A 24732-nucleotide genomic window follows, 5' to 3' on the forward strand; every position below is an offset into this window, starting at 1 on the left:
CGCCCCGAGCGGCCGACGAGTGATCCTCGGCTCGCAGGTTTTGACGCCGACGTCCGCCCCGGCGCGCGCTAGACCGTGCCGCGCAGCGCGCCGACGTCGACCTTGACGTCGGCGGCGCGCTGCCGGAAAGCGTCGCGGGTCGCCTGCGGGATGATCTTCTTCGCGTTGTTCGAGTCGAGCTTGTGACGGAAGGACTCGAGGCTCTTCGCGCACTTTCTTCAGCTGGTTCTTCGCGACCTTCCCGGTGCCCGCGCCGGCCGCCTTCGCGGCCTGCTGGCGCGCCTTCGTGATCGCGTTGAGGATCCCCTGCTTCAGGCGGCCGAGATCGCCGGCGCTCGTGACGTCGCCGACGAGCGTGTCGATGCGGCACAGGATCGACTCGTAGGTGGGGGCGAGCAGGCAGGCGCCCGGAAGCGTGGTCGTAGTGGTCGAGGTGGAGGCCGCAAGGCCGACCAGGCCGAACTGCAGATGGTCCATCTCGATGCCACCGCTCGAGTTGCTGAGCAGGATGCTCGAGATGCCGTCGGGATCGTAGAGGCCGAAGAAGCGATCTTCGCCGGTCTCGCCGTTGTTCGAGCTGTCGGGAAAGACACCCGGGTCCGACACCGGGCCGGTCGCGCAGATGACGCTCGAGCCGTCCGCTGCGACGGCCTCGAACGACACGGTGCCGCCCGCGCCGCCGTCGGTCCACACGATGCCCGGGGCGGTCGGGAGTCCGCCGAGCGTCCCTGGGTCGAAGCTCCAGCGCACGCCCGCCGAGCCCGGGCTCGAGAACCACGAATGACCCATGAGGCCCGAGCCGTCGATCACGCCGTCGTCCTCGTCGACGGAGTCGATGATCGACTGCGGGAAGCCGATGAGCGACCCCGTCGACGCGGTCGCGCCCCTCGGGTCAGCTCACGCGGCCGCGCCGATGCGGTAGCGGATCGGCAGGCGTTTCGGCCCGCCGACGAACGTCGTCGCCATGTACTCGGGCGTGCCCGCGAGCTCGACGTGCTCGAGGCGCGGCAGCAGCTCCTCCAGGAAGGCCTGCAGCTCCATGCGCGCGAGATGCGCGCCGAGACAGAAGTGGACGCCGATCCCGAACGCGAGGTGCTTGTCCGCGTTGGCGCGCCGGATGTCGAACCGGAAGGGATTCTCGAACATCGTGTCGTCGCGGTTCGCCGACAGATACGACAAGAGGAGCCAGTCGCCGGCCGCGAGGCGCGTGCCGCCGAGCACGTAGTCCTGCTGCGTCTGGCGCATGAAGTGCCGCACCGGGCTCACCCAGCGGATGATCTCGTCGACGGCCCTCGGCAGCAGCGCGCGATCGTTCTGCAAGGCGCGGAGCTGATCGGGATTCTGGATCAGGGCCTCGAGCCCGCCGGCGAGCGAGCTCGACGTCGTGTCGTGTCCCGCCGTGGCGATGATGGCGTAGTAGCCCGCCATCTCCAGCTCGCCGAGCTGCTGCCCGTCGATCGTCGCGTTGGCGATGGTCGACGCCACGTCGCTCTTGGGGTGCGCGCGGCGGTCCTCGGTCATGGCCTGGAAGTAGCGCGCCATGTCGAGCAGCGCGGCGAGCACGACCTGGCCGTGGTCCTCGCCCTGCCCGACGTCGGGGTCCTCGGCGCCGAAGATCTGCTGCGTCAACTGCAGCATGCGGGGCTCGTCGGCCTCGTCGACGCCGAGGATGCTCATGATGACGTGCAGCGGGTAGTAGAGGGCGATGTCGCGCGCGAAGTCGCACTCGCCGCCCATCTCGATCATGCGCTGGATCTGGCGGCGGGCGAGCGGCCGGAGCTGGCTCTCGACGGTCAAGCGGAGGTTCGCCGGCTTGAACCACTCGTTCGTGATCTTGCGGTGCTCGCGGTGCTCGCGCCCGTCCATGTGGATCAGCGTCTTGATGACGGGCATGAGCCGGCGCTGCTCGGCCTGGACGATCGAGCTCAACACCGATTCCTCGGTGTTGTGGAAGAGATCGTGGTGGCGCTCGATCTCGTCGACGTCGGCATGGCGCGTGACGGCGCGGAAGGGGATGAACCCTTCGGCACGCACGAGCGGCAGCGGATTCGTCTTGCGCAGGCGCTCGGCCGCCGCGTGCCACCGCGCCTGATCGGCGTACGCCTTCGGGTCGACGAAGATCAGCTCGTCATTCATGTCCGTGATCCCACCCTACAACGGAATCCCGCCGGGATGCGACCGCGGACGGTGCGCTCAGATCACGCCGGCATACGAGCCGCCGTCGATCTGGAGGTTCTGTCCCGAGACGAACCCGGCCTGCGCGCTGCACAGGTAGACGCACGCCGCCGCGAACTCCTCGGGCGTTCCGAGCCGGTTCGCCGCGATCGACGAGGCGATGTCCGCGTACGCCTCCTCGATCGAGATGCCGCGCGCCGCCGCCTGGAGCCCGGCCATGAAGCGCTGGCGGTCGGTGTCGATGCGCTCGGGCAGGAGGTTGTTGATCGTCACGTTGTCGCGCGCGACCTCGCGCGAGAGACCCTTGCATGCGGCCGTCAGCGCGCTGCGAGCCGCCGTCGAGAGCCCCATCAGCGGATGAGGCGATTTCACCATCGCCGAGGTGATGTTGACGATGCGCCCGAACCGGCGCGCCCGCATGCCCCCGATGACGGCTCGGATCATGAGGACGGGCGCCAGGAGGTTCTGCTCCAGGGCGGCGAGCCACGCCGCACGATCGCAGTCCTCGAAACGACCAGGCGACGGACCCCCGTTGTTGGTGACGAGAATGTCGGCGTCCGGGCACGCCGCCACGAGCCGCTCCCGGCCGTCCTCGGTGCAGAGATCGGCGGCGACGGCGACGACCCGCGCGCCAGTCTCGCGCCGGATCGCTTCGGCGGTCGCGTCGAGCTGCTCCACGTCGCGGCCGTTCACCACGACCGAGACGCCCTCGCGCGCGAGCGCCGTCGCGCAGGCACGACCGAGCCCGCGGCTCGACGCGCAGATGATGGCCTTTCGTCCTTCGAGTCCGACGTTCATCCGAGGATCCTTTCGAGGGTGGGAGCGAGGGCGCCCATGGAGGCGGCATCGCCCCGCGGCGCACGCCACGCGACGTGCTGATCGGGCCGCACGAGCACCGCGCCGTCGTCCTCGATGCCCAGAAGCCGTGTCCAGCGTCCTGCGTCGTCATCCAGGTCGCGGCCGATCCGGATGCAGTCGACGGGAACGCGATGGTGCGCGGCCTCCGCCCACTTCACACCCGCGGGCCCGGTGACCAGCGTGAAGCGGTCGTACGCGAAGAGGTCCAGGGTCGAGATGCGGGCGCCGTCGCGCTCCACCCACGCATGCGGAACGCGCGAGCCCGCCAGCGCGTTCGGCACGTAGTCGCGCACCGAATCCGGGCGGCCCGGCTGGCCGTCGGCGGGTACGATCGCGCCCGCGTCGTACCCGAACCCGAGCTGGAGGCCCAGCAGATCGAAATGCTCGGCCTGGTTCGCGATCGCCGCGCGGATCGCGGGGAGGCCTTCGTCGCCCGCCAGCGCCTGGAAGACCTCGACCAGGCGCACGGCGTTGCGAAGGCTCACGTCCGCGTTGTGCTGCGCGACGGGTCGCCGCTCGGTGTCGTACGTGTCGAGAAGCGCGTTCGCCGCCCAGCCGGCCTCGACCGCGGCCAGCTTCCACGCGAGGTTGTGTGCATCCTGCACGCCGGTGTTGAGACCGAGACCGCCGGTCGGCGGGAAGCGATGCGCGGCGTCACCGACGAGGAAGATGCGGCCCTCGCGGTAGCGCTCGGCCACCTGCGCCGTCATCGTCCAGGTGCGCACGGTGCGGATCGTGAAGGGATGCGCGTCCGTCCCCATCGCGCGACGCACGATGTCCGCGCACCTCGGGTGCGAGTAGTCGGCGGCCGACTCGGTGTCGGGATCCCACGGCTGCATGTAGACCCACGTCGAGTCGATGTCGTGCGCGACGAACGTCCCCGTGGCGCCGGGGGCGGTCGTCCAGTATAGAACCGCCGGCCGGTGGCCGACGAGCGGGCGCAGGTTCGCCTCGAAGTGGATCATCACGAAGCTCTGCAGGCGGTCGGGTCCGATCGGCTGGATGCCGAGCTGCTTGCGAACCGGGCTGCCCGCGCCGTCGGCCGCGATGAGCCAACGGCTCCGCACCTCGTACGCTTCCCCGCGCTCGCGATCGCGGATCCTCGACGTCACGCCGTCGCCGTCCTGCCCGGCGCCCTCCCATTCGTGGCCGTGCGCGACGCGGACGTCGCTGCAACGCCGCAGCTCATCCAGGAGGATCGGCTCGAGACGATGCTGGGAGAGGTTGCGAAGCGGCGTCGGTGTGACGGCCAGCGTGTCGTCGCCCTGCCGCTCGTACGGCAGGCGGCCGAGCTCCTGGCCCGCGAGCGTCGTCACCCAGAGCACCTGCCCGGCATCGGCCGGATCCTGGCATGCGGCCGCGATCGCCTTCATGTCGACGCCGGCCGAGCGGAAGATCTCGAACGTGCGCGCGTTGACGACGTGCGCTGCCGGAGCCGACTGCGGAGCGGCGCGGCGCTCGACGACGAGGCTGGCGATGCCCAGACGCGAGAGCAGGAGCGCGGCCGCCATGCCGGATGGCCCCGCCCCGACGATCACCACCGGAGCCTCGAGACGCATCAGAGGCCGGCCTGATCGGCGGCAATCCGGCGCGCGATCTGCTGGCGCCAGTCCTCGAACGGCTGCCAGTCGCCGCGGGCGCGACAGAGCTCCTCGGTCTGGCGCAGGATCTCGGCGTCGTCGAGGGAGAGGTCCAGGAGCTCGCCGCATGGCTGGTGCACGAACCACGGGCTGTCCACGACCAGCTCCAGCGCATTGCCCTCGGGATCGCGCGTGTAGAGCGACCACGAATTGCCGTGGTTCACCGGAATGAAGTTCGTGTTGCCCTCCGCGACCAGGCGCTGCTGCACGCGCCGCAGCGTGGGCAGGTCGGCGAGGCGGAACGTGAGCTGGAAGATCGCGGCGCCGAAGCTGCCGCCGAGGACCGGCCCCTCGAGGATCGCTCCTTCCGTCCGGCCCGACGCGAGAACGAGCTGGTGGTGCTCGGACGGATCGGTCGTGAGGAACACGAGCTGCGCGCTCCCGCCGGGGACGGCGCCGCGATCCGTCACGGTCATGCCGAGGACGCGGGTGTAGAAGTCGGCCATCCGCTCGAGGTCGAAGCAGCCGAGGCCGAAGTGGCTGAGCGTGAGCTTGGTCGTCGTCATCGCGGGGGTCCCTCCTGCGGGCGGATGATTTACTCGTCCGTATAAAGTACTTGCGCGAGTTAGTCAACAGAGTAAACTGGGCCCGGAATGGCCCGCAGGACGGCGACGGCAGCCAGGGGCTCCGAAGGCGCCCGGGAGCGCATCCTGGCCGCGGCGCTCGACGTCTTCGCCGAGCGCGGCTTCGAGGGCGCGCGCACGCGCGAGATCGCCGAGCGCGCCGGGGCGAACCTCGGGCTCATCAAATACTACTTCGACGACAAGGAGCGCCTCTGGAAGGCGGCCGTCGGGCGCGCGTTCGAAGAGCTGACGGCCGGCTTCGCCGACGGGGCCGGCGGGAGCGGGCGCGACGAGCCGCTTGCCTGGCTCGAGCGCAACCTGCGGCAGTTCGTCCGCTTCGTCGCGCGGCACCCGGAGTTCATGCGGCTCATGAACGACGAGGGGAAGCGTGACAGCCGCCGCATGCGCTGGCTCGCGGATCGCTTCGTGCGTCCGATGGCCGAGGCCGTGGGCGCCCACCTCGAGCGCGCCCAGGCCGAAGGTCTCGTCCCGCCGATCCCGCTCGTCAGCCTGCGCTACATCGTGCTCGGCGCCGCCGGCCTCATCTTCAGCCAGGCTCCCGAGTGCAAGTACATCTCGGGTGTCGACCCGACCGATCCTGCGTTCGCGGAGCGGCACGCCGACGCGCTGCTGCAGGTTCTCACCGGCACCCGACTTGCGCCGGCTGACGCGCGAAGGGATTGATCCGCCGACGATGCCAGGCCCGATCGCACAGTGGCTGTCGGCCGACCACGCGCGCCTCGAGGCGTTGTTCGACCGGGGAACAGCCGGCGACGCGTCGGCATACGGCGAGTTCCGCTCCGGGCTCCTGCGTCACATCGGCATCGAGGAGAAGCTCCTCATGCCGGCCGCGCAGCGCGCGCAGGGGGGCCGCCCTCTGGTCGCCGCGGCGCAGCTCCGTTTGGATCACGGCGCGATCGCGTCGCTGCTGGTGCCGACGCCGACGCCCGTCGTGGCGTCGACGCTCCGACGCATCCTGGCGGGCCACAACCAGATCGAGGAGGGTCCTGACGGCGTGTACGCCGTGTGCGACGGCTTGCTCGGCGACACCGCCGAGGGACTCGTCCGCGAGATGGCGGCATATCCCGCCGTGCCGGTGAGCGCGCACAACGACGGGCCGGAGGTCTGGCCGGCGGTGCGGCGCGCGCTCGAGCGCGCGGGTCACCGGCTGCACGAGGACGGCTAGCGCCGTCCGAACCAGCGCGGCGCCAGCGTCGCGAGCCAGATCGCCGAGCCCGCAATCCAGATCGCTCCGCTCGCGGCGAGGTGCTCGAAGTACGTCCGCGTGGCGTCCGCCGTCAGGCGCCCGAGCATCGCCACCAACGATGCGCCCGCGACGATCGCGACGAGCCGTGAGCGACCGTCGCGGATCGACTCGAGCTCCAGGTGTGCCGCCGTCACGTGGGTCGCGACGGCGAACGCGAGCAGTCCGAAGCCGCCTACGAAGGTCACGTGCAGCGCGGGGACGCGATAGTCGGGGACCAGCCCCGCGAGCACGATCCCGGCCGGGACGAGCCACACCGCGAGCCACGCCACACGCCGGTTCCAGCCGGGCCTCTGCGGCCGCCGCGCGACGCCGGCGCCCAGCGCGAGCGTCGATGCCACGACGACGCCGCGCACGATCGGCGCGAGGCGTTCGCTGCCGGCGGCTTCCACGACGAGCGTCCCCACGACCACGAGGCCGGCCGCCGCGTACGTGACCGCCTGCCGCGCGATCGCCGGCGAGCTGCCGATGTCGGCTGGAGGCGCCGCGCCCGCCATGAGCGGCAGGACCAGCGCGCCCGCGCCCATGACCAGACAGAGGAAGAGTCCCTGCTCGACCAGCAGGCGACCCAGGGTGACGCCCCACGCGGCGCCGCTCGGGGACGTTCCCCAGGCGATCAGCACGCCGCCGCCGACGTTGCACCCGAGCGCGATCGGAATGAGGACGAACGGCGCCGGCGGACGCCGGCCCGCGCCGGCGCCTGCGAACCGGCGCACGGCGAACACGACCATGCCGAGGACGATGGCGATCGAAGCACCCTCGGCAATCCACAAGCGTTCGGCGAACGCCGCGATCGTCGTCGTCGCGAGGGCCGCGACGGCGGCGGCGAGTCCCCACGCCGGCGCCGGCGCGCTCTCGGTCCTTCGAGGCATGGCGGTCAGCAGGAACCCGAGCGCGAAGGCGAGCAGGAACCCCTGGATCTGCACGAGGCCGTGCGCAAGGCACGAGTACGAGCCGATCCACCCCGCCCAGTAGGCGATCCAGTGCCCGATGCCGATCCACGCGAGCACGACGCCGAGCGGGAAGAACAGCCGGAACGGTTCGCGCCGCCACATCGCGCGGATCATGCCGCTCCCGGTGGCGGCCGGCCAGGGCACGGTCCTTCATTGTTGCCTCCGCGCCCGCGGCGGGCTTAGTAGACCCTCGCACACCGGCCCGCGCCGCCTTGCCTGCCGCCATGAACGACAGCCGCCCGCCGCTGCACGGCCTCGACGAGAGCGTCGCGCTGCGCTCGATCGTCGAGGGTACCGCCACCCATACGGGCGATCGCTTCTTCCAGACGCTGGTCGAGAGCCTGGCGCGCGTCCTCGGGACGCACGGCGCATGGGTCACCGAGTACCTGCCGGACGTACGCCGCCTGCGGGCGCTCGCGTTCTGGCTGGGCGGAGAGTGGATCCAGGACTTCGAGCACGCGATCGACGGAACGCCGTGCGAGGACGTCGTCAGCGGGCGCCGCCTCGTGCACATCCCCGACAACGTGCTCGCGCTCTACCCGAACGACGAGCCCGGATTCGCGGCGGGAGCCGTGAGCTACCTCGGCGTCCCGCTGCTCGACGTCGACGGGAGCGTGCTCGGCCATCTCGCCGTGCTCGACCGCCGTCCGATGCCCGCGGAGCCGCGGGCCGAAGCCTTGATCCGGATCTTCGCGTCGCGGGCGACCACCGAGCTGCAGCGGCTGCGCGCCGAGGCCGAGGTACGCGAGCGCGAGGAGAAGCTCGCGGGTCTCGTCGACAGCGCGATGGACGCGATCGTCGAGCTGGACGACGCCCTTCGCGTGACGCGCATGAACCCCGCCGCCGCGAAGCTCTTCGGTCCGTCGGCGTCCGGCATCGATTTCCGGACCTTCCTCTCCACGGAGAGCGGCGCACGACTCGCGACGCTGGCCGCCGGGCTCGGCGCGCGTGCCGAGGACGAGCGATCGCTGTGGATTCCGGGCACGCTCGCGGCGCGCCAGGCGGGAGGCGGCGAGTTCCCCGCCGAGGCGACGCTCGCGCGCTTCGACGTCCATCGGCGCGTCTTCTACACGCTCATCCTGCGCAACGTGAACGAGCGCCTCGAGGCCGAGCGCCGCATCCGTTCGCTCACCGTCGAGACGGAATACCTGCGCGAGGAGCTCGCGGCCCTCGGCGGATTCGAGAGCATCATCGGCGGCAGCGTGGCGCTGCGCGGCGTGCTCCAGGCGGTGAAGCAGGTGGCTGCGACCGACGCGACCGTGCTCGTCCTGGGCGAGACGGGGACGGGCAAGGAGCTCGTCGCGCGCGCCATCCACGCCGCGAGCGGACGGCGCGCGCGGCCGCTCGTGAGGGTGAACTGCGCGGCCATACCGGCGGCCCTCGTCGAGAGCGAGTTCTTCGGCCACGAGCGCGGCGCCTTCACCGGCGCTACGCAGCGGCGCGAGGGACGCTTCGCGCTCGCGCACGGGGGAACGATCCTCCTCGACGAGGTGGCGGAGCTGCCGGCCGACCTGCAGGCGAAGCTGCTGCGCGTGTTGCAAGAAGGGGAGTTCGAGCCCGTCGGCAGCTCGCAGACGCGAAAGGTGGACGTGCGCGTGATCGCGGCGACCAACCGCGACCTCGCCCGCGAGGTGAGCCAGGGCCGCTTCCGCCAGGACCTCTACTATCGCTTGAACGTCGTGCCGATCGAAGTGCCGCCCCTGCGCGAGCGGGGCGACGACGTCGTCATCCTGGCGTCGGCGTTCGCCGACCGGGTCGGCAAACGGATGGCGCGCGCGGTCGAGCCGCCCTCGGGCGACGACGTCGCGCGCCTGCGAGCGTACTCCTGGCCCGGAAACGTCCGCGAGCTGCAGAACGTGATCGAGCGCGCCGTCATCACGTCGCCCGACGGCCGGCTCGATCTGTCGCGGTTCCTCCAGCCGGGCGCGAACCAGGCGCCTCCGATCGCGGCCGATCACCCGCTGCGCGCGATCCGGACCGTGCGCGAGCTGGAAGAGATCGAACGCTCGAGCATCCTGGCAGCGTTGGAAGCGACCGGTGGGCGGGTCGCGGGCACGGACGGCGCGGCGGAGCGCCTCGGCACGAAGCCGTCGACGCTGCGGTCGCGCATGAAGGCGCTCGGGATCGACCGCCGGGGCCGGTAGCGAGATCTCGCGCCCCCCGACGCGAAATCTCGCGCCGTGCGGACTCTCGCCACGGCCGCGCGCCGAAAAAAGCACGCGCCGACGGCGCACGACCCACTCCGGACGCCTGGCGCGCCGCTTGCGATGCAGCCGGCAGCGGCTCGCACGGGGCGAGCCCCGGAAGGGAGATCGGTCATGCAGCGAATCGGCGTGTTCGTCTACGGAGTCCTCGCGTACGCGTGCTTCTTCGCGACGTTCCTCTATGCCGTCGGGTTCATCGGCGGCTTCGGCGTGCCGCACTCGATCGACTCGGCGCCGCAGGGCTCGCTCGGCGTCGCCATCGCGGTCGACGTGCTCCTGCTCGCCGTGTTCGCCCTCCAGCACAGCGTCATGGCGCGGCCGGCGTTCAAGCGCTGGTGGACGCGCATCGTGCCCGAGCCGGCCGAGCGCAGCACGTACGTCCTGGCGTCGAGCCTCGCCCTGATGCTCCTCTTCTGGCAGTGGCGGCCGATCGGCGGCGTCGTGTGGCAGGTGGAGCATCCGGCGGGACGAGTCGTGCTCTACGGCCTCTTCGCCGCCGGGTGGGTGATCGTCTTCGTCTCGACGTGCCTCATCAACCACTTCGATCTCTTCGGCCTGCGCCAGGTGTGGCTGCACCTTCGCGGCGAGCCGTATCGGCCCCTCGGCTTCGTCATCCCCGGTTGGTATCGGCACGTACGGCATCCGCTCTACGTCGGCTGGCTGCTCACGTTCTGGGCGACTCCGACGATGACGGTGGCACACCTGCTCTTCGCCGCCATGACGACGGCCTACATCCTCGTCGCGATCCGCTTCGAGGAGCGCGACCTCGGCGCGGTCCACGGCGAGCCATACGCGCAGTACCGCCGCGACACCCCGATGCTGGTGCCGCGCGTGCGCGTGACGAAGCCCGTCGAGACGAAGATCCCGCGAACCGAGGTGGCGTGAGACGATGCGGCCATTCGCCTGCCCGCTCACCCTCATCCAGCCCGAAAGGAGAACAGCCATGCCGAAGTACGTCATCGAGCGCGACATCCCGGGAGCCGGCAAGCTCTCGCCCGACCAGCTCCAGAGCATCTCGCAACGGTCGTGCACGGTCCTCGATCGCCTGGGACCGAAGATCCAGTGGCTCCAGAGCTACGTCACCGACGACAAGATCTACTGCGTCTACATCGCCCCCGACGAGGAGACCGTCCGCGAGCACGCGAAGCAGGGCGGCTTCCCGGCGAACCGTGTCGCCGAGGTGCGGGCGATCATCGACCCGACCACGGCCGAGTGAGGAGGCGGCGGCGATGTCCGTTCCGGTATTGGTCCTGCTCCTTTTCGCCGGTTGGACGCTCGCGACGCTGCTCGCCACGGTCGGGGTCTATCGCTGGAGCCACATCCTCACCGGGCGGGCGGCGCTGAGCGAGTTCAGGGCCGACGAGCAGCAGGGCAGCGATTGGTACCGCCGCGCCATGCGAGCACACGCGAACTGCCTGGAGAACCTCCCCCTCTACGCCGCGATCGTGGTGGCGATCGTGGCGAGCGGCGCGCGGAGTCCGACGCTCGACACGCTCGCCGTCGTGATGCTCGCCGCACGTGTGCTGCAAACCTTGACGCACGTCACGTTCCCGCAAACCGATCCCGTCGTCGGCGTCCGCTTCGCGTTCTTCTTCACCCAGCTCGTCTGCATGGCCGCGATGGGAACGATCGTGGCGCTGCACGCATGAATCAGCGGTGTCCCGTCTGCTGCGCGGCAACCTCGACGCGGGTGGATGACGCGCGTGGGAGGCAGGCCGATCACCTCATCCCGGCGCCCACGCGACGATCACCGGCCCGCTCGGCGTCACGCTCCCCGAGCGAGGCTCGAGCGTGACCTCGACGCCGTCCGGCAGAGAAGCCAGCGCCTCGCTCTCGGCGATGAGGCGCGCGCTTCCTCCCGCGTCGGGCAGCGTCGTGCCTAGCGACGTCCACGTGGCCCCGTGCCGTACCCACGCCTGATAGGTCTTCCCGGCCGGCGCCGGCGGGAGCTGCGAGAGGGTGACCACCGCGACGCCGACGCCTGGGCGGCCCCGGTAGCGCGCGTGCGTCTCCTGCGGCACGCCGGCTTCGGGGGCGAGTCGCAGGTTCACGCTGTCGCTCGCGGTGATCATCGAGAGCGCGCGATCGTAGCGTACCAGCGTCGCGCGCTCCGTCGCGTAACGGACGCCGAGCGCGGCCAGCAGGCAGAACGTGGCGAGCGCCGCCCACTGCGGTCCGATCGTCGCGCGTAATTTCTGGAGCCCGGCGCGGATGCGCGTCTTGGCCGTGCCGAGAGGCAGACCCAGCTCGGCCGCGACCTCCTCGTGGGTGAGATCGTCGAGGAAGGCGAGCCCGAGCGCTTCGCGCTGCGGAGGTGGGAGCTGGTCGAGCGCCGACTTGAGAGCGTCGCGGCGGTGCTGCTGCGCCGTCGCCTCGGCGGGTCCGAGGCCGGTCGCGGGAAGTCGGTCGAGCACGAGCCCCTCGGGATCGGCCACGATCTCCGGCTGACGGCTGCGCCGGCGCAGCTCGTTCAAGAGCCGGAAGTGCGCGATCTGCAGGACCCACGCGCGAACCGTGCCGCGCTCGGGGTCGAACCGTCCGGCGTTGCGCCAGACGGTCAGGAGGACGTCCTGCACGAGGTCTTCGGCAGCGGCGCGGTCGACCGAATGCGAAGCCAGACGGAAGATCGACCGCGCGAAGCGACGGTGGAGCAGCGCGAGAGCTTCCGCGGACCCGCCGGCGACCTGGCGCATCAGCTCGTCGTCGGGGACGTCCTCGGTCGAGGGCATGCGCCGGGTTCCGTTCGTACCAGCGTACATGGGTATCGCAATCGCTACTACACCGGCGGACGCGATCCGGATTTGGCCCCGGGCCCGAGGCGTACGGCCCCACTCGCCCTCGCCCCATCCGAGCGGATGATGGCGGTGTAGAGACCCGTCGGGAGATCGAATGACCGCAGAACCGGAAAGGAACGAGACGATGATCGAACGACTGTGGAGCTGGCTTCTTCACCCTCCGGTGACCGGACCTCGCGCGACGACCCTCATCCGCATGATGGCGGGCGCCGTCTTCTTCTGGGAAGGCATCCTGAAGTTCGTCTACGAGAACCAGGGAGTGGGGCGGTTCACGAAGCTCGGCATGCCGTTTCCGCTCTTCACGGCGCACGTCGTGGGATGGCTCGAGATGGTCGGTGGCTTTGCGCTGATGGTCGGCCTCGGAACCCGGCTGATCGCGATTCCGTTCATCATCGAGATGCTCGTCGCATGGCTCTCCACCAAGCCGGCCATCTTCCTCGGAACGTCGCCGCTCCCGCTGCCCCCGTCGCCGCCCCAGGTGGGCATCTGGGCCGTCCTCCACGAGATGCGATCGGAGTACGCGCAGACCATGAGCTGCATCTTCCTGCTGCTGGCCGGACCGGGGCCCTGGTCGCTCGACGCGGTGCTGGAGGCTCGCCGGAGCGACGATCGCCGGCGCCCATCCGAGCCAGCGGAGCCGCGCCGGCTCGGCGCCGGAACGCAGTCGTAGGCCGGCACCCCGACCGTCGACTTCCGGCGACGTTCCATGTGAGAATCCCCGTCGCGTCCGCGAACGGGGGAGTCGTGACATGAGCGCTCAGAACGGTGGGCAGGGCGAGCCCGGCAAACTGGACTTCGACGTCGTCGTGGTGGGTGCCGGCTTCGCCGGGCTCTACATGCTCTACCGGCTTCGCGCCCTCGGGTTCTCGGCGACGGTGATCGAGAGCGCCGACGACGTCGGCGGTACCTGGTACTGGAACCGCTACCCGGGTGCGCGCTGCGACATCGAGAGCATCGACTACTCGTACAGCTTCGATCCCGCGCTCCAGACCGAGTGGCAGTGGTCGGAGCGCTATGCGACGCAGCCCGAGATCCTGCGCTACCTCGGGTACGTCGCCGACAAGCACGACCTGCGGCGCGACATCCGGTTCTCGACGCGCGTCGAATCGGCCGCATGGGACGGCGCCGCCAAGCGCTGGCGCGTGCGCACCGACCGCGGCGACGAGCTGCGCTGCCGGTTCTACGTCATGGCCACCGGCTGCCTCTCGCTGCCGAAAACGCCGGACATCGAGGGCGTCGCACGCTTCCGCGGCGAGACCTACTACACCAACCGGTGGCCGCACGCGGGCGTCGACTTCTCGGGGAAGCGGGTCGCCGTCATCGGCACGGGCTCGTCGGGCATCCAATCGATCCCGATCATCGCGCGCCAGGCGGCGGAGCTCACCGTGTTCCAGCGCACGCCGAACTTCTCCCGGCCCGCATTCAACGGACCGGTGGCGGCCGAGAAGAAGGCCCGGTTCGACGCCGACCCGGCCGCGTACCGCGAGGCGGCTCGATGGTCACGCGCCGGCGTGCCGGCCGAGCCGAGCATGGTGCGAACGTTCCAGGTGTCGGAGCGGGAGCGGCTGGCGAAGTACGAAGAGGCCTATGCGTCCGGCGACCTGCTCGCCCTCGGCTCGACCTTCGCCGACCTCGGCGCCGATCCGCGCGCCAACGAGACCGTGTGCGACTTCATGCGGGGCAAGATCCGCTCGATCGTGCGTGACCCCGCGACGGCGGAGACGCTCTGTCCGAACAACCACTTCTACGGCACCAAGCGTCCGTGCATCGACACCAACTACTTCGAGACCTTCAACCTGCCCCACGTCCACCTGGTCGACCTGCGCAAGGATCCCATCCGGACGATCACCGAGACGGGCATCGATACGGCGTCGCGATCGTTCACGTTCGACGCCATCGTGTTCGCCACGGGGTTCGACGCCATGACCGGCGCGATCGTCGCCGTCGACATCAAGGGACGGGACGGGGTGGCCTTGGCGCGGAAGTGGGCCGAGGGCCCCAGGACGTACCTCGGCCTCATGACCAGCGGCTTCCCGAACTTCTTCACCATCACCGGGCCGGGCAGCCCTTCGGTGCTCTCGAACATGGTCGTGTCGATCGAGCAGCACGTCGACTGGATCGGCGCCTGCCTCGCCCACATGCGCGCCGAGCGCCTCGACGCGGTCGAGCCGACGCCGGTCGCCGAAGCGGGCTGGGTGCAGCACGTGAACGACTGCGGCGACATCACGCTCTTTCCGCGCGCCGACTCCTGGTACATGGGCGCGAACGTTCCGGGGAAGCCGCGCGTCTTCCTTCCCTACGTCGGCGGCGTCGACCGCTATCGCAAGGCCTGCGACGAAGTGGTGGGCCGCGGTTATCTCGGCTTCGCGTTCGACGGCCCCGGGGGCGCGCGTTGCAACGACGGCGTCGTCAACCGGCTGCAGCTCGACGTCGCGATGGTGCTCGAGCTGATGGCGGGCCTCGGGCTGCCCCCGATCGAGTCCCTGTCGGCCGCCGATGCCCGCGCGCTCTGGGCCGCCACCGCGATCGACCGCCCGCCCGGACCCGACGTGGGCGACGTCGCCGACGGCGTGCTGCGCGGGGCGGCCGGCCCGCTCGTGTACCGGCGCTACCGGCCGTCGACCCCGGGGCCGCATCCGATCGTCGTCTACTTCCACGGCGGCGGCTGGGTGCTGGGCGGCCTCGACTCCGACGATCCGTTCTGTCGCGACCTCTGCGTGCGCTCGGACGCGGTCGTCGTGTCGGTCGACTACCGCCATGCGCCCGAGGCGCGCTTTCCCGCCGCGGTCGACGACGGCTTCGCCGCCGTGCGCTGGATCGCGGCCAACGCCGATGCCCTCGGCGGCGACGCGAGCCGGCTCGCGGTGTGCGGCTGGAGCGCCGGCGGCAACATCGCCGCCGTGGTCTGCCAGATGGCGCGCGACGCCGGTGGACCGCCGATCGCCGGGCAGGTGCTGGTCACGCCCGCCGTCGGTTGCGATTTCACCCGTCCGTCGTACGTCGAGAACGCCGACGGCTACGTCCTCACGATCTCACTCATGCATTGGTTCTGGGACCACTACGCCGATCCCGCCGATCGGCAGAATCCCAAGGCGTCGCCGATACGCGCGCGGGATCTCTCCGGCCTCCCGCCTGCGCTCGTCGTGACCTGCGAGTTCGATCCGCTACGGGACGAGGGTGCAGCGTACGCCGAGGCGCTGGCGGGGGCCGGCGTCGAGGCGCGACACCTGCCGTGCCGGGGCCAGATCCACACCTCGGTGCCGGCGGTGGACGTGATCCTCTCGGCCGCCGGCGCGCGCGAGGAGATCGGCGCCGCGCTCCGCCGCTTCCTGGGTGCGGCGGCGCCGGTCGAGCGGGCCCGGCGGATCGGCTAGACCCGATCGAAGAACAGGACCTCGCGCACTTCGACGGGCCCCCACTTCGCGTGAGGGAATCGCTTCGCGATCTCGATCGCGGCCGCGCGATCGGCGACGCGCACGAGGCTGTAGCCGCCGACCGCCTCTTTCGTCTCGGCGAACGGCCCATCGGTGACGGCGAGCTTGCCGGCCCGCGTCTCGAGCCGCACCGGCGGCGGCATGTCGGCGAGGTGGGCGGTCTCGAACTGCGTGCCGTCTTCGACGAGCCCCGTCCCGAACTCGATCATCTCGCGTCCCATCGCGGTCTCGTGGACGAAGCCGGGCTCGAGGCGGAACACGAGCAGGAAGGGCTTGCCCTTCTCGGTGTCGCGGAACGCGTAGCGCCCGGCGATCGCGTGCACGTCGACGGGCCCCCGGTCCACGTGCGGGATGCGCCGCGCCAGCGCGAGCGCCTCGTCCCGGTCCGCCGCCTCGACGATCCAGACGCCGGCGACCTGCTCCTTCGCCTCCGCGAAGGGCCCGTCCGTGACGAGAGCGCGGGCGTCCCGCACGCGTGCCGTCGCCGCGTCGGAGGCGCCGGCGAGAGGGAAACCGCGTCGCAACTTCTTCTGGCGCACGAGCTCCTGGGCACACGCTCCCATCGCCGCCATGCCCTCGGGCGTGGGCGGCGGGGTCCCCTCGCGTTCCTGGAACAGCAGCATGAATTCCACGGCGGCCTCCCTTCGACGTTTCATACCCTAGTCGAACGAGGCCGTGCCGAATCGACAGCGACCTCGTGGGAGGTCGGGAGCTTCAGAGGTCCTTCAGCATCGTCCCGGCGCGGTCGCGCACGTCGCGGAGATCGCCCTTGAGCGCCTCGGCGCAGGCAGCCGAGATGCTTCTCCGCCAGACGCCCCCGACGAGGCGGACCGAGACGTTGAGGGTCTGGACGGCTCTACGCAGGCGCCGGAGCGCGAGCGTGCGGCGCGAAGTCGCGGCGGCGGCGAAGAGCTCGCAGACCCGCTGCCGGCGGCGACCGTACGAGCCGGGCAGCACCTCGGCCGCGCACGCCGCGGGAACGTCGCGGCCGCACGTGCAGGTCACGCCGGCGAAGCCCGAGACGGGCGTCGAGACGCAGCCGACGCCGGCCACGCATGCGTCGTCGGTGCAGAGATCGCCGTCGTCGCACGCAGCCGCCGTGCCGTCCCCGCAGGTCGTGCCCGGCGGGGGCGGCGGCGGGAGCGCGCCGTCGACCCTGATCGGCCGGCTCCGGGCGATCGGCGCCGGCAGGTGCCACTCGGGGTCGGGGCTCAGCAGGCGCAGCTCGTACCAGCCGACGGGCAGGTCGGCGGGTATCTGGAGCGACAGCCGGCCCGCGGCGGCGTTCGGCGTGGGCCAGTAGATGACCGGGTCGTCGAACTCGTCGCCGGCCGAGCCGAGGGCGAACAGACGGAGGTAGTCGCTCTCCGACGGCGTCGGGTTGCCCGACCATGTGGCCGTCACGGTCCCGCCCGGCGGGACGGCGTCGGCGTCGACGGTGAGGTCGACGGCAGGCGCGACGCCGGGGCCGCCTTCGCTGATCCTCGCGATGAACGCATCGCCACACGCCGTGTCCTGCACGTCGCACGATCCGCGGGCGAGGTTTCGCTGAAAGGCATCGGGCGTGGTCGGCAGATCCATCGACTGGGTGTAACCGGCGACGTACGCGTTGCCGGCCGCGTCGAGCACGATGGCGGTCGCGGTGTCCGAGCCGTTCGACGGGCTGCGGTCGAAGTGACTGCCGCCCAGATACGACGAGTAGACGAGCCGGCTGGCGTCCGGGTTGAGCTTCACGACGAACGCGTCGTCGACGCCGCGCTTGCTCGGCTGGAACGCATCCAGGATCGGGAACAGCAGCGACACCGTCTGGCCCACGACGTACGCGTTGCCGGCTCCGTCGATCGCGATCGCGTTGACGGCGTCATCGAGCTCGCCGTAGAGGTACGTGGAATACACGAGCGCCGATCCGCTCGGCGCGATCTTCGCGACGAAGGCGTCGCTGCAACCGGCGTAGCAGTGCCGCTTTCCGGCGTGCTCCTGGATCACGCCGGGCGTGGTCGGGAAGTCGACCGACGACGTCTCGCCGGCGACGTAGACGCTCCCGGCAGCGTCGAGCGCCATCGCGTTGATCACTGCGCTCTCCGAGCCGCCGAGGTACGTCGAGTAGAGGAGCTGCGAGCCGTCGGGGGAGAGCTTCGAGACGAATCCGCTGAGACCGACGACACCGCCGCCGCGTGTCACCTCGATGGGATCGACGAGCGGGAAGTCGCTCGACGCCGTGGTCCCCGCGACGTACGCGTTGCCGTCCGAGTCGATCGCGATGCTGGAAGGCGAATCGTCGCCCTGGCCGCAGAGGAGCGTCGAGTAGACGAGCGCGCTCCCGTCGACGCTCAGCTTGGCGACGAATCCGTCGCCGGCGAACGGGTAGACGTTCGGGCACGCCGCCCTTCGGTACGCCCCCTCGGTGGTCGGGAAATCCGACGTGAGCGCTGCGCCCGTCACGTAGGCATGGCCCGCGGCGTCGACGGCGATCCCGGTGCCGTACGACGAGTCGACGAGGCTGCCGCCGAGGCGCGAGGCGTAGACGAGGCCGCCGTCCGGATCGAGCTTCGCCACCAACGCACCGGGAGTCGCGACGCAGGTGCCGCCGCCGTTCACCTCGCCGGTGACGTAGGCGTTGCCGTCGGCGTCGACCGCGATGGCGCGCCCGTAATCCTCGCACGGGCCGCCGAGGTACGTCGAATAGACCACGGCGCCGCCGGGCGAGAACTTGGTCACGAAGACGTCGGCGCTTCCGCCGAGCGTGCGATAGGCGCCCTCCGTGGTCGGAAAGTCGGTCGAGCGGGTAGTCCCGGTGACGTAGAGGTTGCCGGCGGGGTCGCGAGCGAGGCTGACCTCTCCCTCGAAATATACCCGGGCCTCGTCGCCAGTGCCGCCGAGATAGGTCGCGTAGGTGACGACCGGAGCCGCCGACGACTCGGCGACGGGGGCCACGGTGACCAGCAGCATCGTGATGAGTGCGAGCGCACGCCGCCCATCCCGTAGCCGTCTCACCGGATGTCCCGACCCTGCGCCCTCGTCCGTCATGAAGATCGCTCCTCTCGGAGGGATGGCGTGAAGCCGGTCCTTACGATGTGAAAAGCTCGGGAGGACGGGGCATGAACCGGCTTGCACGGTCGCACGAACTCACGGTACGACTCGCCGAAGCCGGGCGATGAAGAAGCCCCCCATCGCGCGCTCGGCCGAACGCGATCGGCGCGCGTGTGGTCGAGCATGACCGACGTCCCCTTTGTCGGGCGGGACGCCGAGCTTCGTACGCTCCGTGCCTGCCTCGCGGACGCCGGCCGTGGCCGGGGCCGGATCCTGCTGGTCGGCGGAGAGCCCGGCATCGGGAAGACCCGCCTGGTCGAAGCGGCGACCGTGGAGGCGAGGAACCTCGGGTTCGCCGTCGCCCTGGGCAACTGCGACCCCTACGCCGGCACACCCGAGTATTGGCCGTTTCGTCAGGTATATCGGGCGCTCACGACGCCCGAGGGCAGCGAGCCGCTGGCCCCGACGGCGCCGCTGGTCCTCGACGGGGTGGTCATCGGCGATCGCTCCGGCACGTCGGGCGGTCCCGCAGCAGACGGCGCGCCCGACCAGCGACGGTTCAGGCTGTTCGACAGCGCGGCGCGCGCGCTCGTCCGTCGTACGGGCCGCGAGCCCGTGCTCCTGGTTCTCGAGGACCTCCAGTGGGCCGATCGCTCGTCGCTGCTGCTGCTCGAGTTCCTGGCGCCACGCGTGCGGAGCGCCGCTCTCGTGCTGCTCGCGACCTATCGCGACCTGGACGTCATCCCCGACCACCCGCTCTACGCCGCGCTGGCCGCCGTCTCGCGCCATGCACACGCCGAGCGGCTCGTGCTCCGTGGTCTCGATCCGGCTGCCCTGGCGTCCTTCGTCGCGGCGACGGCCGGGGTGCCCCCGTCTCCCGCGGTGATCGAGACGATGCTTCACGACACGGGCGGCAACCCGTTCTTCGTGGGTGAGGTCGTACGGCTGCTCGCGAGCGAGGCTCAGCTCGAGCGGCTCGCCGCCGACTCGTCGGTCCGCCTCGGCGTTCCGCCGTCGGTCCGCGAGCTGATCGGCCAGCGCCTCGCGCGGCTCTCGCCGTCCGTCCGCGAGCTGCTCGACCTCGCCGCCACGATCGGCGTCGACATTCCCGTCGCGGTCCTCGCCGCGGCCACGGACCGCCCGGCGATGGAGGTCCTCGCGGCGCTCGAGGAGCCGCTCGCGGCGCGTCTCGTCGCCGAGGTGCGCGAGGATCCGGGGCGCTGGCGGTTCACGCACGCGCTCGTGCGCGAGGTCCTGTACGACGCGCTCGGGCCCGCCCGGCGCGCCGCGCTCCACCGTGCGGTCGGCGAAGCGCTCGAACGCCTGCACGGAACGCTCGATGGCCGGCATCTGGACGAGCTGGCGCACCACTTCGCGTGCGCCGCACCCGGCGGCTCCACGGAGAAGGCGCTCGATTACTGCACACGCGCCGGGGCCCGTGCGATGGAGCGCTACGGTTTCGACGAGAGCGCTCACCACTACGAGCGGGCGCTCGCGCTCGTGCCCGGAGTGGAGCAACGCCGCCGCGGCGAGCTGCTCCTCGGCCACGCGCGGGCGCGAAAGACCGCCGGCGACCCGGAAGCGGCGGGCAAGTCCTTCTTCGAAGCCGCAGATCTCGCACTGCGGCTCGGCGATGCCGAGCTCCTGGCCGAGGCGGCGCTGCGAGACCGCATGTGGTGGGCCGTCATGAGCCACGCGGACGATCAGCGTGCGATGGCGCTGCTCGAGGAGGCAGTTGCACGCCTCGAGGAACGGGATGCACCGCTGCGTGCCGCGGTCCTCGCAGAGCTCGCCACGGGAATGACGTATGCGGCCGGGCAGCTGGACCGCGGCATGGCGCTCGCCGCGGATGCGGTCGCCATGGCGCGCCGGCTCGGCGATGCACCCCTGCTGGTCCAATGTCTCGTGCAGCAGCACGAGGTCGCCCAGTGCCCCGACGGCCTCGCGCTCCGCCGCGAGATCGTCGACGAGCTCGACCGCTTCGTCGCGGCGTCGGCGCGTGCCGACCTCGACTGCGTCGTGCAGTGGATGCGCGCGATCGATCTGCTCGAGATCGGCGACCGCGCCGGCGCCGAGCGGCACGTGGCGGAATGCGAGCGGCTGGCCGAGGAGCTGCGCCAGCCCCTGCACCTCTGGAACGCGAGGCGTCTGCGGGTGACGTGCCTGCTGCTCGAAGGGCGAACCGCCGAGGCGAAGCAGGGCATGCACGAGACCCTCGAGTTCGGACGCCAGGCCATGGGCGGCCTGGCGCTCGACGGCTTCCTCGCGCAGCGCGCGGAGCTGCTCTGGCAGCAGGGACGTCTCGAGGAGACGGTGACCCTGCTCGAGACGGGCATCCGCACGCGTCGCGAAGAACGGACGCTCCGCTGCGGGCTCGCGCTGGTGCTGGCCGAGCACGGCTCGGTCGCGCGGGCGCGCGCCGAGCTCGACGGCCTCGCGGCCGGCGGCATCGCGAGCTGGCCGCGCGGTCACCACTGGCTGGCGCAGCTCTCGTGGCTCGGGCGCGCGGCGGCGGTGCTCGGCGATCGCGAGCGCGCCGCCGAGATCTACGGTCTCCTGTCGCCCTACGCCGATCGCACGGTGATGATCGGCCCGTCGTTCTTCTGCCAGGGATCGGTCGCGCGCGGTCTCGGCGTGCTCGCCGGCGCGCTCGAGCGGTGGGACGAGGCGATGACGCACTTCGAGACGGCGCTCGCCGTCGATGGTGGCATGGGCGCCGCGCCCTGCGTGCAGTTCACGGAACGCGACCGCGATGCGGTGCGCCGCGCACGAGGGGGAGGCGGTCGTGGAGCGCCCGCAGCGGAGCGCCCGCGACCCTCCTCCGCATCGACACCCGTCGCCACCGTCTTCCGCCGCGAAGGAGGTTTCTGGACCGTCGCCTGGGAGGACGCCGTGGTGCGGCTGAAGGACACCCGCGGTCTCCAGTATCTCGCGCAGCTCCTCGCGCGGCCCGGCCAGGAGATCCACGTGCTCGACCTGGTGGCGGCCGTGTACGCGGAGCCCGGACAGGTGGCGCGCCGGCATCTGGCGTCCGCGGACGCCGGCCTCGTCCTCGACGCGAAGGCGCGCATGGCCTATCGGCGGCGCCTGGGCGACCTGCGCGACGAGCTCGAGGAGGCGGCGGCGTACGGGGACCTCGGTCGCACCGACAAGCTGCGCGCGGAGATGGAGTTCCTCACCGAACAGCTCGCGTCCGCGATGGGCGTCGGCGGCGCCGCGCGCCGGGTCGGCGGGGCGAGCGAGCGCGCGCGCTCGGCCGTCACGCAGAACATCCGCTCGACGCTGAAGCGTCTCGTCGCGGCACTCCCCGCGCTGAACGAGCCGCTCGCACGACGGATCCGCACCGGCGCCTTCTGCGCGTACGAGCCGGATCCCACCCGTCCGGTGGCCTGGCAGCTCTAGTGTCCGGAATCCGATGACGGCGGCTCGGCTCGCAGAGACACGGGTCCCGCGGGCGGTCCCGCCGGGTGCGGGCCACGCCGCCGCGTGATATACTTCCTTTCATGCGGATGCTGCGGTGGTGGGGCGGAATGATCGTGGTGTTGTCGTTCGTCGGGGCCGTCGGGGATGCGGCCGCAAAGAAGCAGCTCCCCGCCGCGTGCCCGGGAGGACGCTTTCCGGTGACGGGCGATCCGCTCGTGCCGGGAGGTGTGACGCCGGACGCGATCCTCATCAGCGGCGTCCAGGTGTCGATCGCCAGCGGCTGCCCTGCGGCGACGGCGCACCAGAAGCGGATGCGCCACGGCACGCGCTTCGTGGCACGCTGGAAGAGCTGCGGGAGCCTCGGCGGGCCGGTGCGACTCGTGGTCACGCTCGATGCCGCCACGTGTGAGTCGCTCACCGGGAAGTTCAAGGGACGCAAGGTGCATCGTTCTCTCACCTCCCAGGTGGAGACGCCGGCCGACGCGTTCGGCCGCGCGGGAGATCCGTTGCCGCCGAACGCCGTCCTGGTGACGGAGGACGACTGGAACCAGGCCAAGCAGCGTCCGGACTTCCGGAGCATCGATCCGAACCAGATCGCCGCCGACCGCGCCGTCGACGATCAGGCGGTCGCGAACGACACGCAGGTCGTGACGGACTACGTGAACCTCAACCCGACCCTTGCCCCACAGCTCCTCGGCGGCGTCGATCCGAACGATTCGGCGGTCACGCCCGGCGACGACGGCGACTATCTGCACACGCTGACCGACGGGGCGGGCAGCCCGCTCACCGTGTCCACGCTCGGCGCGCGTGGACGGTATCGCTTCCTTGCGGCCGGCATCCAGGGCTTCCCGACGTTTCAGAACCAGCTCGATCTGTACCGGGAGTACTACGACGGCCTCGCGAGCCTCGATCCGGCCCTCGTCGGCAACTACCCGTCGCCCGACCAGGCGAGCCAGTTCGCGCTCGCCGATCTGCGCGGGCTCAACGATTCGCTCGCCGTCAACTTCGGACAGTTCGTTCCGCTCGTGCAGCCGCCGGGAGGATTTCCCCCGCCGGGCTATCCTTCGAGCTGCAGCGCCGAGGAAGGGTCGGGCACCCGTACCGACCAGGGCCCGCTGTGCGCGCACAAGGCCAACGGCGTGTGGAACAACCGCGTCTGGGGTCTCAAGTGGGACGCCACCTGCGTGAAGCAGCAGGGAGCACGTGGAACCTGCTGGGGATTCGGCACGGTCGCGGCCACCGAGCTCTTCGTCGCGAAGAAGTACAACCGGTGGATCAACCTCTCCGAGCAGCACCTCGTCTTCCAGACCAAGCACCTCTGGTACCCATCCTTCTTTGGTGACAACGGCGGCCCGCCGCTCGAGAAGATCCTCGACACCGGCTACACCTTTCCGTTCGAGAATCAGTGGGCCTACAATCCGTCGTACTCCCGCACCATCGACAACGTCGCGATGACGTACCACAACAGCTGCCTCGGCTACGGCGGCGCACAGTCGGCATTCTGCTCCGACACCAACCATCAGGGGCAGGTGATCTGCTTCGACTTCGGGCTGTTCCGCTTCTGCGCCGCCATCGGCCCCGACACGCCTACCACCTCCGGTTTCGCGCCGACGCAGTACACGTGGTTCTGGGACCCCGCGAACCCGAACAACTCCTTCGCAACCCTGGTGTGGGCACTCGCGATCTTCCAGAAGCCCGTCATCGTCGGCTTCCCCGTGACACCGACCTTCGATGGCCCCGATGCGAACGGCTACATGACCTACCGCGGTGCGCACTGCGCCGTCGACGGCATGGGGCGCTGCACGACGAGCCCGGGGTGCGAGTGCGATCGCGGAGGTCACATCACGATCGTGACGGGTCTCATCGACAACACGCAGCTCCCTGCAGGTGCGCCGGCCGGTGACGGCGGCGGCTACGTCATCATGAAGAACTCCTGGGGGAGCTGCTACGGCGACGGCGGTTACGTGTACGTCCCGTACACGTGGTTCAAGCAGATGGTCGGAGGCGCGGCCGTCGTCGCCGACATCAATTGACGATCGGGCCCGGATCGCTGCCCCGGACCGCTCAGCCGCCCGGCATGCAGGTGGCGCTTGCGATCGCGCAGAGCCTGCCGTCGGCCGACCGCATCTCCGCCTCGGCGACGATGATCCGGCGGCCCTGGCGGACGAGGCGGCTCTCGATCGTGGCCGTGCCTTCGCCGGGCCGGATCGCGCGGATGAAGTTGACGTTGAGCTGGACGGTCGAGAACCCGTCGACGCGGCCCGCCTTCGCGGCGGTGGTGGCGCGCGTCGTCGAGAAACGCGTCGCCTTTCTCGCCCGCACGTACCGCGCCCTCGGCTTGCCCGCGAAATCGGCCCGCCGGCGCGCCGTCACGGCGTACGCGGGCTACGTGG

General features: G+C 71.0%; 20 protein-coding genes. 10 read left to right on the top strand and 10 right to left on the bottom strand.

Annotated elements, in window-relative coordinates:
- The 5 genes from VMS22_12355 to VMS22_12375 form a co-directional block, all read right to left on the bottom strand.
- The coding region (locus tag VMS22_12355; GenBank protein HXJ34816.1) for a hypothetical protein at positions 1-810 on the bottom strand (810 nt) is incomplete at its 3' end.
- Between the two features lie 87 nt (positions 811-897).
- On the bottom strand, positions 898-2136 hold the full coding sequence (locus VMS22_12360) for a cytochrome P450 (GenBank protein ID HXJ34817.1): 1239 nt from the start codon (positions 2134-2136) through the stop codon (positions 898-900).
- A gap of 57 nt (positions 2137-2193) precedes the next feature.
- Positions 2194-2973, bottom strand: a complete 780-nt coding sequence (locus VMS22_12365; GenBank protein ID HXJ34818.1) for an SDR family oxidoreductase — start codon at positions 2971-2973, stop codon at positions 2194-2196.
- On the bottom strand, positions 2970-4592 hold the full coding sequence (locus VMS22_12370) for an FAD-dependent monooxygenase (GenBank protein ID HXJ34819.1): 1623 nt from the start codon (positions 4590-4592) through the stop codon (positions 2970-2972). Before VMS22_12370 ends, VMS22_12365 begins: the two co-directional genes overlap by 4 nt.
- A complete protein-coding gene (locus tag VMS22_12375) occupies positions 4592-5179 on the bottom strand; it encodes a VOC family protein (GenBank protein HXJ34820.1) in 588 nt (195 codons plus the stop codon). The genes VMS22_12370 and VMS22_12375 overlap by 1 nt, the downstream gene beginning before the upstream one ends.
- A gap of 87 nt (positions 5180-5266) precedes the next feature.
- On the opposite strand from VMS22_12375, the gene VMS22_12380 reads away from it, so the two are divergent.
- A complete protein-coding gene (locus VMS22_12380) occupies positions 5267-5920 on the top strand; it encodes a TetR family transcriptional regulator (protein ID HXJ34821.1) in 654 nt (217 codons plus the stop codon).
- Positions 5921-5930: 10 nt separating this feature from the next.
- Positions 5931-6422 carry a hemerythrin domain-containing protein gene (locus tag VMS22_12385; GenBank protein ID HXJ34822.1) on the top strand — a complete coding sequence of 164 codons (492 nt, stop codon included), beginning with the start codon at positions 5931-5933 and terminating at the stop codon, positions 6420-6422.
- On the opposite strand, the gene VMS22_12390 is transcribed toward VMS22_12385, so the two are convergent.
- Positions 6419-7597 carry an NnrS family protein gene (locus tag VMS22_12390; protein HXJ34823.1) on the bottom strand — a complete coding sequence of 393 codons (1179 nt, stop codon included), beginning with the start codon at positions 7595-7597 and terminating at the stop codon, positions 6419-6421. The genes VMS22_12385 and VMS22_12390 overlap by 4 nt on opposite strands.
- Before the next feature lie 80 nt (positions 7598-7677).
- Between VMS22_12390 and VMS22_12395 the strand changes: the two genes are divergently transcribed.
- From VMS22_12395 to VMS22_12410, 4 genes are all read left to right on the top strand, one after another.
- Positions 7678-9597 carry a sigma 54-interacting transcriptional regulator gene (locus VMS22_12395; GenBank protein ID HXJ34824.1) on the top strand — a complete coding sequence of 640 codons (1920 nt, stop codon included), beginning with the start codon at positions 7678-7680 and terminating at the stop codon, positions 9595-9597.
- Positions 9598-9771: 174 nt separating this feature from the next.
- Complete coding sequence (locus VMS22_12400; GenBank protein ID HXJ34825.1) at positions 9772-10542, top strand: NnrU family protein; 771 nt, start codon at positions 9772-9774, stop codon at positions 10540-10542.
- A 58-nt stretch (positions 10543-10600) separates the two neighbouring features.
- Complete coding sequence (locus tag VMS22_12405; GenBank protein HXJ34826.1) at positions 10601-10873, top strand: DUF4242 domain-containing protein; 273 nt, start codon at positions 10601-10603, stop codon at positions 10871-10873.
- A gap of 13 nt (positions 10874-10886) precedes the next feature.
- Positions 10887-11306, top strand: a complete 420-nt coding sequence (locus tag VMS22_12410) for an MAPEG family protein (GenBank protein HXJ34827.1) — start codon at positions 10887-10889, stop codon at positions 11304-11306.
- Between the two features lie 75 nt (positions 11307-11381).
- On the opposite strand, the gene VMS22_12415 is transcribed toward VMS22_12410, so the two are convergent.
- Positions 11382-12386 (bottom strand): sigma-70 family RNA polymerase sigma factor, encoded by a 1005-nt coding sequence (locus VMS22_12415; protein HXJ34828.1) that lies wholly within the window; start codon positions 12384-12386, stop codon positions 11382-11384.
- A 190-nt stretch (positions 12387-12576) separates the two neighbouring features.
- Between VMS22_12415 and VMS22_12420 the strand changes: the two genes are divergently transcribed.
- Together VMS22_12420 and VMS22_12425 are read left to right on the top strand one after the other, a co-directional pair.
- Positions 12577-13122 (top strand): DoxX family protein, encoded by a 546-nt coding sequence (locus VMS22_12420; protein HXJ34829.1) that lies wholly within the window; start codon positions 12577-12579, stop codon positions 13120-13122.
- Positions 13123-13201: 79 nt separating this feature from the next.
- Positions 13202-15826: an alpha/beta hydrolase fold domain-containing protein gene (locus VMS22_12425; protein ID HXJ34830.1), complete on the top strand. Its 2625-nt coding sequence runs from the start codon at positions 13202-13204 to the stop codon at positions 15824-15826.
- Here the strand turns inward: VMS22_12425 and VMS22_12430 are convergent.
- Together VMS22_12430 and VMS22_12435 are read right to left on the bottom strand one after the other, a co-directional pair.
- Complete coding sequence (locus VMS22_12430; GenBank protein HXJ34831.1) at positions 15823-16509, bottom strand: YciI family protein; 687 nt, start codon at positions 16507-16509, stop codon at positions 15823-15825. The genes VMS22_12425 and VMS22_12430 overlap by 4 nt on opposite strands.
- Before the next feature lie 91 nt (positions 16510-16600).
- Positions 16601-18880 (bottom strand): SBBP repeat-containing protein, encoded by a 2280-nt coding sequence (locus VMS22_12435; GenBank protein HXJ34832.1) that lies wholly within the window; start codon positions 18878-18880, stop codon positions 16601-16603.
- A 219-nt stretch (positions 18881-19099) separates the two neighbouring features.
- Between VMS22_12435 and VMS22_12440 the strand changes: the two genes are divergently transcribed.
- Entirely contained in the window at positions 19100-22318 is a 3219-nt protein-coding gene (locus VMS22_12440; GenBank protein HXJ34833.1) for an AAA family ATPase, read from the top strand.
- A gap of 101 nt (positions 22319-22419) precedes the next feature.
- A complete protein-coding gene (locus VMS22_12445; protein HXJ34834.1) occupies positions 22420-24372 on the top strand; it encodes a C1 family peptidase in 1953 nt (650 codons plus the stop codon).
- 31 nt (positions 24373-24403) lie between these two features.
- On the opposite strand, the gene VMS22_12450 is transcribed toward VMS22_12445, so the two are convergent.
- Positions 24404-24661 carry a PaaI family thioesterase gene (locus VMS22_12450; protein HXJ34835.1) on the bottom strand — a complete coding sequence of 86 codons (258 nt, stop codon included), beginning with the start codon at positions 24659-24661 and terminating at the stop codon, positions 24404-24406.
- Positions 24662-24732 lie beyond the last annotated feature (71 nt).

This window comes from Candidatus Eisenbacteria bacterium, assembly GCA_035577985.1.
Lineage (GTDB): Bacteria > Desulfobacterota > Binatia > DP-6 > DP-6 > DATJZY01.